This is a genomic window from Nonomuraea sp. NPDC050022 (genome assembly GCF_044460705.1).
GTDB lineage: Bacteria > Actinomycetota > Actinomycetes > Streptosporangiales > Streptosporangiaceae > Nonomuraea.
Genome location: NZ_JBITKE010000002.1, coordinates 172,626 through 186,255 on the forward strand (window position 1 = coordinate 172,626; position 13,630 = coordinate 186,255).

Annotated in this window: 14 protein-coding genes, 1 tRNA gene and 1 riboswitch; of the genes, 2 read left to right on the forward strand and 13 right to left on the reverse strand. The window is 70.5% G+C overall.

Annotated elements, in window-relative coordinates; all coding sequences use genetic code 11:
* Positions 1–463 precede the first annotated feature (463 nt).
* Both ACIBO2_RS07275 and ACIBO2_RS07280 read right to left on the reverse strand, forming a co-directional pair.
* A tRNA-Met gene (locus ACIBO2_RS07275) sits at positions 464–540 on the reverse strand.
* 53 nt (positions 541–593) lie between these two features.
* Positions 594–1,634, reverse strand: a complete 1,041-nt coding sequence (locus tag ACIBO2_RS07280; RefSeq protein WP_397295841.1) for an LLM class F420-dependent oxidoreductase — start codon at positions 1,632–1,634, stop codon at positions 594–596.
* A 92-nt stretch (positions 1,635–1,726) separates the two neighbouring features.
* On the opposite strand from ACIBO2_RS07280, the gene ACIBO2_RS07285 reads away from it, so the two are divergent.
* Positions 1,727–2,614: an endonuclease/exonuclease/phosphatase family protein gene (locus ACIBO2_RS07285; RefSeq protein WP_358538267.1), complete on the forward strand. Its 888-nt coding sequence runs from the start codon at positions 1,727–1,729 to the stop codon at positions 2,612–2,614.
* Between the two features lie 193 nt (positions 2,615–2,807).
* On the opposite strand, the gene ACIBO2_RS07290 is transcribed toward ACIBO2_RS07285, so the two are convergent.
* From ACIBO2_RS07290 to ACIBO2_RS07340, 11 genes are all read right to left on the reverse strand, one after another.
* Positions 2,808–3,371: an NTP transferase domain-containing protein gene (locus tag ACIBO2_RS07290; protein ID WP_397295843.1), complete on the reverse strand. Its 564-nt coding sequence runs from the start codon at positions 3,369–3,371 to the stop codon at positions 2,808–2,810.
* Positions 3,368–4,459, reverse strand: a complete 1,092-nt coding sequence (locus ACIBO2_RS07295) for an XdhC/CoxI family protein (RefSeq protein WP_358538271.1) — start codon at positions 4,457–4,459, stop codon at positions 3,368–3,370. The genes ACIBO2_RS07290 and ACIBO2_RS07295 overlap by 4 nt, the downstream gene beginning before the upstream one ends.
* Complete coding sequence (locus tag ACIBO2_RS07300) at positions 4,452–5,522, reverse strand: VWA domain-containing protein (RefSeq protein ID WP_397295845.1); 1,071 nt, start codon at positions 5,520–5,522, stop codon at positions 4,452–4,454. Before ACIBO2_RS07300 ends, ACIBO2_RS07295 begins: the two co-directional genes overlap by 8 nt.
* Positions 5,515–6,378, reverse strand: coding sequence for a MoxR family ATPase (locus tag ACIBO2_RS07305; protein WP_358538275.1), 864 nt, complete (start codon positions 6,376–6,378; stop codon positions 5,515–5,517). Before ACIBO2_RS07305 ends, ACIBO2_RS07300 begins: the two co-directional genes overlap by 8 nt.
* A gap of 68 nt (positions 6,379–6,446) precedes the next feature.
* A complete protein-coding gene (locus tag ACIBO2_RS07310; protein ID WP_397295847.1) occupies positions 6,447–6,917 on the reverse strand; it encodes a PH domain-containing protein in 471 nt (156 codons plus the stop codon).
* 20 nt (positions 6,918–6,937) lie between these two features.
* Positions 6,938–7,408, reverse strand: coding sequence for a 6,7-dimethyl-8-ribityllumazine synthase (ribH, locus tag ACIBO2_RS07315; protein ID WP_358444964.1), 471 nt, complete (start codon positions 7,406–7,408; stop codon positions 6,938–6,940).
* Positions 7,405–8,631 carry a bifunctional 3,4-dihydroxy-2-butanone-4-phosphate synthase/GTP cyclohydrolase II gene (locus ACIBO2_RS07320; protein ID WP_358538281.1) on the reverse strand — a complete coding sequence of 409 codons (1,227 nt, stop codon included), beginning with the start codon at positions 8,629–8,631 and terminating at the stop codon, positions 7,405–7,407. The genes ribH and ACIBO2_RS07320 overlap by 4 nt, the downstream gene beginning before the upstream one ends.
* A complete protein-coding gene (gene pnuC / locus ACIBO2_RS07325; protein WP_358538283.1) occupies positions 8,628–9,287 on the reverse strand; it encodes a nicotinamide riboside transporter PnuC in 660 nt (219 codons plus the stop codon). Before pnuC ends, ACIBO2_RS07320 begins: the two co-directional genes overlap by 4 nt.
* Complete coding sequence (locus ACIBO2_RS07330) at positions 9,284–9,874, reverse strand: riboflavin synthase (RefSeq protein WP_397295850.1); 591 nt, start codon at positions 9,872–9,874, stop codon at positions 9,284–9,286. Before ACIBO2_RS07330 ends, pnuC begins: the two co-directional genes overlap by 4 nt.
* Positions 9,874–11,091, reverse strand: coding sequence for a bifunctional diaminohydroxyphosphoribosylaminopyrimidine deaminase/5-amino-6-(5-phosphoribosylamino)uracil reductase RibD (gene ribD, locus ACIBO2_RS07335; RefSeq protein WP_397295853.1), 1,218 nt, complete (start codon positions 11,089–11,091; stop codon positions 9,874–9,876). The genes ACIBO2_RS07330 and ribD overlap by 1 nt, the downstream gene beginning before the upstream one ends.
* 102 nt (positions 11,092–11,193) lie before the next feature.
* Positions 11,194–11,324, reverse strand: a riboswitch (FMN riboswitch).
* Positions 11,325–11,548: 224 nt separating this feature from the next.
* Positions 11,549–12,358 carry an oxygenase MpaB family protein gene (locus tag ACIBO2_RS07340; protein WP_358538290.1) on the reverse strand — a complete coding sequence of 270 codons (810 nt, stop codon included), beginning with the start codon at positions 12,356–12,358 and terminating at the stop codon, positions 11,549–11,551.
* Between the two features lie 269 nt (positions 12,359–12,627).
* Between ACIBO2_RS07340 and ACIBO2_RS07345 the strand changes: the two genes are divergently transcribed.
* Positions 12,628–13,629 (forward strand): ABC transporter permease, encoded by a 1,002-nt coding sequence (locus ACIBO2_RS07345; protein WP_363989122.1) that lies wholly within the window; start codon positions 12,628–12,630, stop codon positions 13,627–13,629.
* The last annotated feature ends 1 nt before the right edge of the window (position 13,630 follow it).

Below are 13,630 nucleotides of genomic sequence, written 5' to 3' on the forward strand. Positions count from 1 at the left end.
AACGGCAAGCACTTCGAGGAGGCAACTCGCGGCCGCTATGCGGAAGCCCGGCTGGTCTGGGACGCACTCGTCCGAGGCCATCGGCGATGCCGGCGAGCGTCGTAGGAAGAGGCGACGAAGCAAGCCGCGCCTGTCGTGCGGCGTCTCATCGGCCATATGGGGCCATATGGAGGGACGCCCGCCCGATTCACCCCCACGGGCGTGGGGAGCACACTTCGTGAGCAGCCACAATAAACGCGACTTGGGATTACCCGTATTTCGGGGTTTGTCGCGACACGACAGGCTGCCGCGGGCGAGCGATCATGGCCGTCGACTCCGGTCAGCAGGTGGCCGCAAGCGCCGACCATGGGGGTTGCGCGCCGGCACGGCGCCCCAAGAAACACAGCCCGAGCGAAGCGAGGCCCATTGTGGCTGGACGCGCAAAAAGGGCCCTCCAGGATGATCCTGAAGGGCCTTTTCACCTTGGTAGCGGGGGCAGGATTTGAACCTACGACCTCTGGGTTATGAGCCCAGCGAGCTACCGAACTGCTCCACCCCGCGTCGCAAGAGAAAGACTATCGGATCCTGGGAGTGCTTCGGCCGCCCGCAAGGAATCAGGAGGCGATTTCCTTGATCCGCTCGATCAGCTTCACCCGGTCCTCGTGCGTCGCCCCGAACGGCGCGATGTTGAGCGTCGTCACCCCGGACTCCTTCATCGCCGCCACCCGGTCACGGACGAACCCGTCGCTCCCGATGAGCGACATGCTCTCCAGCAGCTCGTGCGGCACCAGCGCCGCCGCCTCCTCCTTCTTCCCGTCGAGGTACAGCTCCTGGATCGCCTCGGCCTCCTTCTCGTAGCCGTAGCGCCGCGCGAGGTCGTTGTAGAAGTTGCGGCCCTTGGCGCCCATGCCGCCGATGTACAGCGCCGCCATCGGCCGCCCGAACTCCAGCAGCCCCGCCACGTCGTCGCCGATCGCCAGCGACGCCTGCGCGATCACGTCCAGCTCACCCAGCTCGTCCTGGCGCTTGGCCCGCCCGGCGGCCAGCGACGGGCCCCACACGTCCGCTGCCTTCTCGGGTACGTAGAAGATCGGCTCCCAGCCTTCGGCGAGCTCGGCGGCCAGCTCGACGTTCTTGGGGCCGATGGCCGCGATCACGATGGGGATGCGGGGGCGTACCGGATGGTTGATGATCTTCAACGGCTTGCCGAGACCGGTCCCCTGGCCGGGCGGCAGCGGCAGCGTGTAGTGCTTGCCCTCGTACTCCAGCCGCTCGCGCCGCCACACCTGGCGGCAGATTTCGATGATCTCCCTCGTACGGGCCAGCGGCGCGGTGTACGGCACGCCGTGGAAGCCCTCGATCACCTGCGGCCCCGAGGCGCCGAGACCCAGCGTGAAGCGCCCGTCGGAGACGTAGTCCAGACCCGCGGCGGTCATCGCCAGCAGTGCCGGGGTGCGCGAGTAGATCGGCAGGATCCCGGAGGCGATCTCCAGCCGCTCGGTCCTGGCCGCGATATAGCCCATCTGGCTGACGGCGTCGAAGCTGTAGGCCTCGGCGACGAAGACGATGTCGAGACCCGCCTTCTCGTAGTCGGCCAACTCGGCGACCGACTCCTTGAAGCCGCCCGAGTAGTTCAGTGCCATACCGATGCGCATGCCGGGCTCCCGATGAACCGAATGTTGTTCCGTTGCGACGGCAACAGGTTAGCGCGCCGCGTCACCGGCGGCGAGCGGCTAGCCTGGGTCGAATGCTGAAGCGCGTCGTCATCGCCGTGTCCGCCGTGCTCGCCGTGGGACTGGCGGGGCATCAGCTGATCCCGGTGCTCGGCGGGTTCACCCCGGTGATGGAGAGCCTGCTGCCCTGGTTCGGCCTGATCGTACCGATGCTGCTGGTGGCGGCCGTCGTGGCACGCTCCAAGCTGGCCACGGCCGCGGCGCTCGTGCCCGGCGTGGTGTGGGCGTCCATGTTCGGCTCCACGCTGATGCGCACCCCGCCCGGTGGCCAGAGCGACCTGGCGGTCGGCACGGTCAACGTGGGCGTCACCAACAGCGCCTCGGGCGAGGCGGTGCGCCGCATCGCCGAAGACCTCGACCTGCTGGCGGCCCAGGAGCTGACCAGCGGCGGCCCGGCCGCCAAGCAGCTCAACAAGATGTTCAAGTACCACTATCCGGTGAGCACGGTCGGCCTGTGGAGCCGCTACCCGATCACCGAAACCAAGCCGCTCGACGTCGGCATGGGCTGGCCGCGCGCGCTGCGGGCCGTGGTGGCCACGCCCAAGGGCAAGGTCACCGTGTACGTCATGCACCTGGCCTCCGCCCGCCCCGGCCACACCGCCTCGCGCGATGAGTCCCTGGCCCACGCCCGCGAGCTCATCGACGCCGACCCGAGCAAGCGGATCCTGCTGCTCGGCGACCTCAACACCGCCACCACCGACCGGGGCATGCAGGGACTCACCCCGCCGCTGACGGACGCGCAGCTCACGGCGGGCGACGGCTTCGGGTTCACCTGGCCGTCGGAGTTCCCGATCACCAGGCCGGACCACATCCTGTTCAAGGGGATGACGGCGACCAAGGCGGGGGTGGCCCCGGCGACGGGCAGCGACCACCGCGCCGCGATCGCGTCACTGCGCCTCTAGCGCGCCGGGCGCCCGTCCCCCAGGTGGTTCGTCACACAACCGTCTCGATGCCGGTGACGGTCCCATCGTGGCTGGGGTCCTTCCATGGGATACCCCCTTCGGGGGAGAGGAAGAACGGATGCCAGGCGAACGTGCGCGGTCAGGTCTCTCCTTTTGGCGGGCTACCCCTTCGGGGAGGGGAAGACGTGCGCGGTCAGGTCTCCAGCAGCGACAGGTCCTCAGGGGTGTCGATGTCGGCCGGGTCGCCCAGGCCGTCGCACGGCACCTCCGTGACCAGCTCGGGATGCGCCTTCAGGAAGGGCCTGGCCCCCACATCCCCCATGGCCAGCGCGGCGACGGCGGCGAAGTGGCGGCGGGCGATCAGCACGGGGTTGCGGCGCCGGCCGCCATAGGTCGCCACGGCCACCTCGGCACCCGCGTCCACGAGGGCGCGTACCGCCGCGGGCCCGATGAACGGCTGGTCCACCAGCGCGATGACCACCGACTCGGCCTCCTCGGGCAGCGCGGCCAGCCCTACCCTCAGGGACGAGCCCATGCCCGTCGCCCAGTCCGGATTGCGCACGGTCACCGCCCGGCGCACCTGTACGGTCGCCGCCCCGAGCACGACCACCACCGGATGGCAGCCGCCATCCTCCAGCAGCCGCACCCCCCGGTCCACGAGCCGTTCGCCCTCGTACTCGACCAGCGCCTTCGGCGTGCCCAGCCGGGCGCCCTGCCCGGCGGCGAGCAGCAGCCCGGCCACTCGGGAGCCTTTCATGGCGTCTCCTGGTGGATGCGCCCCTCGGTGTGGGTCAGCGGCCGTCCCGAACCGCCCCAGCGCAGCTGGATCAGCTCGGCGGCGATCGACACCGCCGTCTCCTCAGGGGTCCGGGCGCCCAGGTCGAGGCCGATGGGCGATCTCAGCCGGGCCAGCTCGTCCTCCGTCAGGCCCGCCTCGCGCAGCCGGGCCAGCCGGTCGTCGTGGGTGCGGCGCGAGCCCATGGCGCCGACGTAGCCCGCGCCGGTGCGCAGCGCCACCTCCAGCAGTGGCACGTCGAACTTGGGGTCGTGGGTGAGCACGCAGATGACCGTGCGCTCGTCCACCTGTACCGAGGCCAGGTAGTCGTGCGGCCACTTGACCACCACCTCGTCGGCGTCCGGGAAGCGCTTGGGGGTGGCGAAGACGGGCCGCGCGTCGCAGACGGTCACGTGGTAGCCCAGGAACTTGCCCACCCGCGCCACCGCCGCGGCGAAGTCGATCGCGCCGAACACCAGCATCCGCGGCGGCGGCGCGAACGACTGCACGAACACCGCCAGGTCGTCCAGCCGCCGCTCGCCCTGCCCGCCGTAGTGCCTGATGCCCGTCGCGCCCTGGGCCAGCATGCCGCGGGCGTCGTCGTCGACGGCCTCGTCGAGCCGGTCCAGGCCGAGCGTGCCCGAGGAGCGGTCCGGCCAGATGACGCGCCGGGCGCCCATCCGCCCGGGGCCGGAGACGATCGTGGCGACCGCCACGGGCTCGTGCGCGTTCACGGACTCCGCGATGTCGCCGAGCTGGGGAAAGGTGTCGGCCGAGATGGGTTCGACGAGGATGTCGATGATGCCGCCGCAGGTCAGCCCGACGGCGAACGCGTCGTCGTCGCTCACGCCGTACCTCTGCAGGATGGGCGTGTCGATCTCGGTGGCCAGCTCGAACACCGCGCCCTCGACGCACCCGCCGGACACGCTGCCGACCACCTCGTCGCCGCGCACCGCCATGGCCGCGCCCGGCGCGCGGGGCGCGCTGCTGAACGTGCTCACCACTGTGGCGAGCCCGAACTGGTGCCCCGATCTCCACCAGCGCATGATCTCCGGCAGCACGTCACGCATGGGCGAGCCTCTCACTGAGTTCTTCGAAGGCGGCCAGGCTGTGCCCGGCCACCAGATCGTCCAGGTACGGCAGAGCGGCCCGCATGCCGCCGGTCAACGGCTGGTAGTCCGCGTACCCCTTGTGCGGGTTGACCCAGATGACCCGGTGCGCCTGCCGGGCCAGCCGGGCCATCTGCGTGCCGAGGAGTTCCGGGTCGCCCCGTTCCCAGCCGTCCGAGGCGATCACCACGATCGCCCCTCGCGCGCTGGCGCGGGTGAGGTATTGCCTCAGCTCCTCGCCCAGCCTGGTCCCGCCGCTCCAGTCGGGCACGGCCTTGGACACCTCGTTCAGCGCCGTGCCGGGGTCGCGGTGGCGCAGCTCGGCGGTGATCGGGGTGAGTCTGGTGCCGATGGAGTAGACCCTGGTGGCCCGCGGCTCGCTCCTGACCAGGGCGTGCGCGAAGCGCAGCAGCGTCTCGGCGTAGGGGGCCATGGAGCCGCTGACGTCCACGAGCAGCACGACGCGGCGCGGCCTGGTGGTGTGCCGCCGGCGGCGCAACCGCGCGACCTCGCCCTTCCTGAGCGCGTCACGGATCGTCCGCCGCTGGTCCAGAACGCCCCGGTGCGCGGCCTCGAACCGCCGCGAGCGCCGCTGCGCCCGCCGGCCACGCAGCATCGACAGCATCCGGTGCACCTCCGCCCGTTCGGCCTCGGTCAGCCGGGCCACGTCCCGGTTGCGCAGGATCTCGGTACGGCTGGCGGTGCCGGGCACGGCCTCGGCCTCGCCCTCCTGCGCGTCCTGTTCGGTGGCGGCGGTGTGGCGGGTGACGGTCGTGGTGCTGGTACGGCTGACCTTGGCGCTGCGGCCGCCGAAGTAGGCGGCGAAGCAGCGGTCGTACCGGGGCAGGTCATCGGGTGTGGCGCAGAGCGTGAAGCGGCCGGCCCAGTAGACGTCGGCCGGAGCTGCCACGTCGAGGTGGTCGAGGGCCAGCAGCAGGTTGCGGGTGCGCTCGTGGTCGGCGGCGACGCCCGCGGCGCGCAGTGTCCTGGCGAAGCCCGTCATGGTCGCGGCCAGCTCACGCATGGAGGAGCCCGTTGCCCAGGACGTTCTCGACGTCCTCGCGGTATTTCAGCGCGGCGCCCAGCGTGGCCGCGGCGCGGGCGGGGTCGAGCTCCTTGGCGCCCAGGGTGAGCAGCGCCTCGGTCCAGTCGAGCGTCTCGGCGACGCCCGGCGGCTTGACCAGCCCGGCCTGCCGCAGCCGCGCCGCCGCCTGGGCCACCTGGACGGCCAGGGTTTCGGTGCAGTCGGGCAGGCGGCGCAGCAGGATCGCCACCTCCCTGTCGAAGTCCGGGTGCTCCAGCCAGTGGTAGAGACAGCGGCGCTTGAGCGCGTCGTGCACCTCACGGGTCCGGTTGGAGGTGACGACCACGACCGGCGGCGTCTTGGCGCTGACCGTGCCCAGTTCGGGGATGGAGATGGTGAAGTCCGACAGCACTTCCAGCAGGAACGCCTCGAACTCGTCGTCGGCCCGGTCGATCTCGTCCACGAGCAGCACGCTGGGCTGCGTCTCGACGGCCTTGAGCAGCGGCCTGGCGATCAGGAACCGGCGGTCGTAGATCTCGCCTTCGAGACGGCCCACGTCGGTGATCCCGGCGGCCTCGGCGGCCTTGAGGTGGAGCAGCTGGCGGGCGAAGTCCCAGTCGTACAGCGCCTGGGCGGCGTCGAGCCCCTCGTAGCACTGCAGCCGGATCAGCGGCGCCTCCAGCAGCGCGGCCAGGGTCTTGGCCAGCTCGGTCTTGCCCACCCCCGCCTCCCCTTCGAGGAAGAGCGGCCGGCCCATCCTGAGCGCCAGGAACGCGGCCGTGGCCAGTCCCTCGTCGGCCAGGTAGGCGTGCCGGTCGAGCAGCTCGATGAGCTTGTCCGGAGACTGGATGTCCATTGCCGTGATTGTCCGCCGCAGCACGCCTTCAGGCTACGCGCCACTTGGTCCACGCGAGAATCCCGCGCCTAGCGCTCCTCCGCGTCCTGTCCGCCCTTCGCCTCTCCGCGCTCGTGGATCAGGGCGGCCAGCTCGGCCGTGGCGCGGTGGGCGCGGGCCTTCTCCGAGCCCTGGATGCCCATCGCGCCGATGGTGCGGCCGTCGGAGAAGTCCAGCTTGGGCCAGGGCTCGCCGACCAGCAGGGTCACGTCCAGGACCTCCGGCCAGCTGTAGCGGTGGGTACGGATGGCGTTGACGATCGTCAGCCCCGTCTCGTCGGCCTCGACCCGCACCCGGCCCAGCAGGTGCAGGACGAAGGCCACCAGGCAGCCGAACAGCACCAGCCCGATCCGGTCCACCAGCTGGAACGGCTCGGCGATGAGGACGGCCATCACCACCGAGCCGAGGACGATCACCGTCGCGGAGCCGTACGCGACGAATCTCCCCCGGCGGGGACGCCAGGTGATGGGCAGCGGCGGGGGAGTCATCGGCTCGGACACGAACGGAAACCTATCGCAGGTCAGTGGAGGGTCTTCAGGAGGAGGGCGGTCTCCAGCGCGGCGATGGCCGACTCATAGCCCTTGTCCTCCTTGCTGCCCGGCAGGCCCGAGCGGTCGAGTGCCTGGTCGAGCGTCTCGCAGGTGAGCACGCCGTTGCCGACCGGGGTCTCCTCGTCGAGCGAGATCCGGGTCAGGCCGGCGGTCACCGAGTCGCAGACGTACTCGAAATGCGCGGTCTCGCCCTTGATGACCGCGCCCAGCGCCACCACCGCGTCGCAGCGGCGGGCCAGCGCCTGGGCGATGACCGGGATCTCCAGCGACCCCGGCACCCGTACGACGGTGGCCGTGGCGCCGCTGTCCTCGCACGCCTGCAGGGCGCGGGCGAGGAGCTGGTCGGTGATCTTGGCGTGCCAGCCGGCGGCGACCACGCCGACCGTCAATCCCGCGGCGTCCGGTGCCGCGGCCGCCGCAGGACGTCCTTCCCCGCTCATGAAGCCTCCGAGATGTCGTGGCCGAGGCGGTCGCGCTTGGCCTTGAGGTAGCGCTCGTTGTAGGGGTTCATCGCCACCGGCATGGGCTCGCGGCCGAGCACCTTGATGCCGTAGCCGTCCATGCCCTTGAGCTTGGCCGGGTTGTTGGTGAGCAGCCGCACGGACTTGACGCCGAGGTCGGCCAGGATCTGCGCGGCGTTGGAGAACTCGCGGGCGTCGACCGGCAGGCCCAGCTCGATGTTGGCGTCGACGGTGTCGCTGCCGGCGTCCTGCAGGCTGTAGGCCCGGAGCTTGGCCAGCAGGCCGATGCCCCGGCCCTCATGGCCGCGCAGGTAGACCACGACGCCGCGGCCCTCCTGCGCGATGGCGGACATGGCGTGCTCGAGCTGCACGCCGCAGTCGCAGCGCAGCGAGCCGAACACGTCGCCGGTCAGGCATTCGGAGTGGGCACGGACCAGGATGTTCTCGCCCGGCTCGGCGCCGGACAGGTCGCCGTAGACGAGGGCGATGTGCTCGCCGCCGTCGAGCGCGCTGGCGTAGCCGTAGGCCCGCCACATCCCGTAAGCGTTGGGCACGTTCGTCTCGGCGACCCTGGTGACCATGCTCTCGGTCCTGCGCCGGTAGTCGACCAGCTGCTCGATGGAGATGAGCGCCAGATCGTGCTCGTCGGCGAAGACCCGCAGCTCGGGCAGCCGGGCCATGGTGCCGTCGTCGTTGACGATCTCGGCCAGGACGCCCGCGGGGCTGAGCCCGGCGAGCCTGGCCAGGTCGACGGCCGCCTCGGTGTGGCCGCGCCGGCTCAGCACGCCGCCCTCGTGGTAGCGCAGCGGGAAGATGTGGCCCGGCCGGACCAGCTCGTAGGGCTCGGTGGCGGAGTCGGCGAGCGTACGGATCGTCCTGGCGCGGTCGGCGGCGGAGATGCCGGTGGTCACGCCGTCGCGGGCGTCGACGCTGATCGTGTACGCGGTGCGCAGCCGCTCCCGGTTCTGGAACACCATGAGGGGCAGGCCCAACCGGTCCAGCTCCTTGCCCTCCATGGGCACGCAGATGACGCCGCTGGTGTGCCGGATGGTGAACGTGAGCAGCTCGGGAGTGGCCTTCGAGGCGGCGAAGATGATGTCGCCCTCGTTCTCCCGGTTCTCGTCGTCGACGACCAGGACGGGCTTGCCGTTACGGATGTCGTCGATCGCCCGTTCGACCGGGTCGAGAATGGTCTCGGTCATGATGCCACCGCCAAGTCCGCGGGAGCGCTCTGGTACTCCCTGAGCCATTTCACGAAGCCGTACAGCACGAGCACGAAGAACACCCCGTAGACGGCGCCGGAGACGACCAGCCCCGAGCTGAACGCCAGCGGCACGCCGACCAGGTCGACGGCCACCCAGATGATCCAGAAGTCAACCAGCGCCCGGCCCTGCGCCCAGGTGGCGACCGCACTGCCGACGAAGATGTAGGCGTCGGCGGCCACCAGGAACGCGCCCTTCGGCAGCGGCACGCTGGCCCCCCACGACAGGTGGGTGAAGAAGAACAGCAGGCCGACGAGGACTGTGCCCAGCACCATCACGCCGATGTAGGCGGTCCGCTCACGCGAAGTGGCCGGGCGTACGGTCAGCTGCTTGCCGCCTTCCGTGCCGCGCCGCCACGCCCACCAGCCGTAGACGGCCAGCGCCCCGAACATCACCTGCTTGAGGGCGTTGCCGGTGATGCCCGCGTTGATCGAGGCGACGAACAGCAGCACCGAGCCGGTGAGCTGCACCGGCCACGTCCACACCGACTTGCGTATCGCCAGCAGGACGGTGCTCAGCGCGGCGATGTTGCCGACCAGGTCCGTCCAGAGGACGTGCGTGCCGAATACCTCGAATCCGGCGTTGGCCCAGTTCACTGCTTGCCCACCAGCCTTTCCACGTACTTCGCGATCACGTCGACCTCGATGTTCACCATGTCGCCCACTTCGCGCTCGCCCATCGTGGTCAGCTTCAACGTGGTGGGGATGAGACTCACGCCGAAGCCGTCGTCGTCAACCGTGGTGACCGTCAGGCTGATTCCGTCGATGGCGATCGAACCCTTCTCCGCCACGTAACGGGCGAGGGAGTCGGGGAGGGAGAAGCGGAGGTTGTCCCAGTTCGCCCCGGGTTCCCGGGATCGCAGCACGGCCGTGCCATCGACATGGCCCTGCACGATGTGGCCGCCGAGACGCTGGTCGGCCCGTACGGCCCGCTCCAGGTTCACCGCGGAGCCCACGTCCAGGGCGCCGAGCGAACTGCGGTCGAGCGACTCCTTGATCACGTCCACGGTGAACATGTCGTCCTGGACGTCCACGACCGTCAGGCAGACGCCGTTGACGGCGATCGAGTCACCGTGGCGCGCGTCGGAGGTGACGATCGGGCCGCGGACGGACAGCCGCGCCGAGTCGCCCACCGCCTCGACGGCCACGACGTCACCCTTTTCCTCGATGATTCCGGTGAACATCAACTCTCCTTGCGTGGTGGTGCCAGCACCGGCCGCGCGGTCAGCCGCAGGTCCGGTCCGATGGGGGAAACGTCGTCGAAGGCCAGCCGGTGGGTGGCGGCGATGGTCGCCACGCCCGCCTCGCCGAGCGCGGCCGGCCCGGCGCCCAGGAGGGCCGGGGCGAGGTAGGCGATGACGCGGTCGATCAGGCCCTGGCGCAGGAACGCGCCCGCGAGCGTCGGGCCGCCTTCCAGGAACACACTGACGACCTCGCGCGCGGCCAGTTCGCGGAGGAGGGCGTGCAGGTCGAGGCCGCTGTCCTGGCGCGGCAGCCGGATCAGGTCGGCCTTGAGGCGGGTCTCGACGTCGTCGGCGACCGCGACGAGCGTGGGCGCCGCGCCGTCCAGCACCCTGGCGGCGGGCGGGGTACGCGCCTCGGAGTCGACCACGACGCGCAGCGGCACGCGTACGGCGGGCCGGGCTTCGCCGTCCGGGCTGGTCGGACGGCTCGCGTCGGACGGGTTGGTCGGATCGCTCGCTTCGGCCGGGCGGCTCGGGCGGGCGGTCAGGTGGGGGTCGTCGGCGAGGACCGTGCCGATGCCGGCGATGATCGCGCCGGACTCCGCGCGCAGCCGGTGGACGTCGGCTCGGGCCTCGGGGGAGGTGATCCACTGACTGGTGCCGTCGGGGGCGGCCGACCGGCCGTCGAGGGTGGCGGCGAACTTCCAGGTCACGTACGGCCTGCCGAGCCGGGCGTACGTGAGCCACTCGGCGTTGACCCGCTCAGCCTCCTCGGCCAGCAGCCCGGACTCCACGGCGACGCCGTGCGCGCGCAGCCGCGCGGCGCCTCCGGCGGCCTTGGGCGTGGGATCGGCGACCGCCACCACCACCCGCGCGACGCCCGCGTCGAGCAGCGCCAGGCTGCACGGCCCGGTCCGGCCGGTGTGGTCGCAGGGTTCGAGCGTCACGTACGCGGTGCCGCCGCGGGCCCGCTCCCCCGCCGCGCGCAGCGCGACGACCTCGGCGTGCGGGCCACCGGCGTAGGCGTGGAAGCCCTCACCGGCGACGTTCCCCGAGGCGTCGAGGACGACGCAGCCGACGACGGGGTTCGGGCTGGTGGCGCCCCGCCCGCACGCGGCCAGCTCGACAGCCCGCGCCATGTGCGCGGGGTCCGTGCGGGCATGCGCCTCGCGGGCGGCCCGCGCCGAATCCGCGGGGTCCTGAGCGGGTGTCTCCACCCCGGGCCTCCTACTCGCCAGTAGCTCCAAGCCACGGCGGGCCCCGGGGGGTATGGCGGTGCGCGTACGCACCACAGTGGCGCCCGGCTCAAGGCCGGACACCCGCGCGCTTCCTCCCATCCGGACTTTAACCGTCGGTCCCGGAATTTCACCGAGTCAACCGGCCGATGGCATCGGCCGGGTCGCGGACTGTAACCGCCGGTTCGGAATTTCACCGACCCCGGAGCACGCTAGCTCTCTTCTCACACCAGTCTGCCATGCCGACAAAAGCGGATGCGACCGCCCCCTATTATGCCAAACAAGCGCTCGCTTGGTCAACGTGAGCTGCAGGAGGGCTGACGGTGGGCGGCGGGAATGACGGAAGGTCAGGCGGGGGGCAGCCGAAGGGTTAGGCAGTGGGACGGCGGAAGGTCAGACGGCGGAACGTCGGGAGGCCAGGCGGCGAGACGGCCGCAGGTCAGGCGGCCATGAGGCGGCGGGCGAGACGGGCGGCCGGGCTGTAGCGGACCTGCGCCGGGATCAGCCCCAGCCCGGTGTGCAGCGCCTTCAGCGTGGTCGTCGCCCACAGGTCGCCGACCGGGGTGGCGGGCAGGCCGTACAGCCGCCTGGCCCAGCGCGGGAGCGTCGCGAACGCCAGCAGCGTCACCCCCGGCAGGACCGGCTTGAGCGGGGTGAGCAGCAGCGGGAGCGGCGCGGTGAGCGACAGGCGGAGCGGGTGCGCCGCCTCGGGGACGAAGCGCAGACCGGGACGTTCCCCCTCGATGTAGTCCCGCAACTCGCCCACGGTGCCGGGGACGGAGGCCGGGTCGAGGCCGACGACCTCGGCGGCCCGTCGCCATTCGGCCACGAAGGTGTCCGCCTCGGCGTCCGTCAGCTTGACGCCGCCCCGGCGCGCCACCGACAGGTAGGAGTCGACCTCCCCCACGTGCACCCAGCGCAGGGCGTCCGGGTCGTCGAGGTGGAAGCGCTCGCCCGTGTCCGGATCCCACGCGGTCAGTTTGGCGTGGATCCTGCGGACCCGGCGGCCGGCCCGCTCGACCTCCTCGTGCGTCCCGTACGTGCGGACCCGGACGAATTCCGTCGTCCGGGTGAAACGCGACCACGCCTCGTTCGGGTCCATCAGAGAGGAGTTCTGCAGCACACCGCGCATCGCCTTGGGGTGCAGCCCCTGCATAAGCAGCGCCCGCAAGCCGCCGACCAGCAGGATCGGCTCGCCCATCACCCGCCAGGTCACCGATTCGGGCCCGAAGAGCCCATGGTCCTCCATAAGCGGACAGTTACCCAGGTAACGCCTGCTTCATGTCACAGCATCATCTTGTTTATGCCTTGATTCCGTGATTAAGAAAACGTCACCACGACAGATCATGACATCGCATACATGACCAGGTCAACGGCATAGAAGGCACGACCGCATCGATATTTCACAACAAAACAATCAAACCTTGGCGAAGCATTGCCCTCACCCGATCTGGCCTGCAAATCTGCCATATGGCCTGAAACTTCCCGTTCTGGCACGTTCCTTGGGGGCCTTGTTAGATGACCACACCGACGTCCACCGCACCAGAGATCGACGCGACGTCCGTGACCGAAGCACCGGATGCGGTGGGCCGATCGCCCGGCCAGCTCATGTGGCTGCGCTTCCGGCGGGACCGCACCGGGGTCATCTCCGCCGCGATCGTGATCTTCTTCTTCCTGGTCGCCATCCTCGCGCCGGTCATCTCCCTGGTGTACGGCAAGGACCCGTACACCCTGTACGGCCAGGACCGGCCCGGACTGCTCAACGACTTCGGCTACGCGATGGCGCCCAACGGCGGGATCAGCTCGGAGTTCTGGTTCGGCATCGAGCCCAACCTGGGCCGTGACGTGTTCATGCAGCTCATCTACGGGATCAGGACCTCGCTGCTGATCGCGGTGGTGGCGACGATCCTCACCACCCTGATCGGCATCGTGGTCGGCATCATCGCCGGGTACGCTGGCGGCAAGACCGACTTCTTCATCGGCCGGGTCATCGACCTGATGCTGTCGTTCCCGCAGGTGCTGTTCATCATCGCGTTCACGCCGGTAGTGGACCAACTGCTGGTGCCCTCCAACGAGGAGACCCCGGTGTGGCTGCGGGCGGTCACGCTGACCATCCTGCTCACCGTCTTCGGCTGGGCCGGGCTGGCCAGGCTGCTGCGCGGCCAGGTGCTGTCGATGCGCGAGCGTGAGTTCGTGGAGGCCGCCAAGGTCACCGGCGCTTCCCCCGCCAGGATCGTGTTCAAGGAGCTGCTGCCCAACCTCTGGACCCCGATCCTCATCCAGTCGACGCTGCTGCTGCCCGCCCTGGTCACGGCCGAGGCGGCGCTGTCCTTCCTGGGGGTCGGGATGGGCGAGCAGGTCCCCGACTGGGGCCGGATGTTCCTGCGGGCCACGCAGGTCTACCAGAACGACATCACCTATCTCATCTTCCCCGGCGTCGCACTGCTGATCTTCGTCATCGCCTTCAACCTGCTCGGTGACTCGGTCCGCGACGCCTTCGACCCCAAGATCAAGCGCTAGG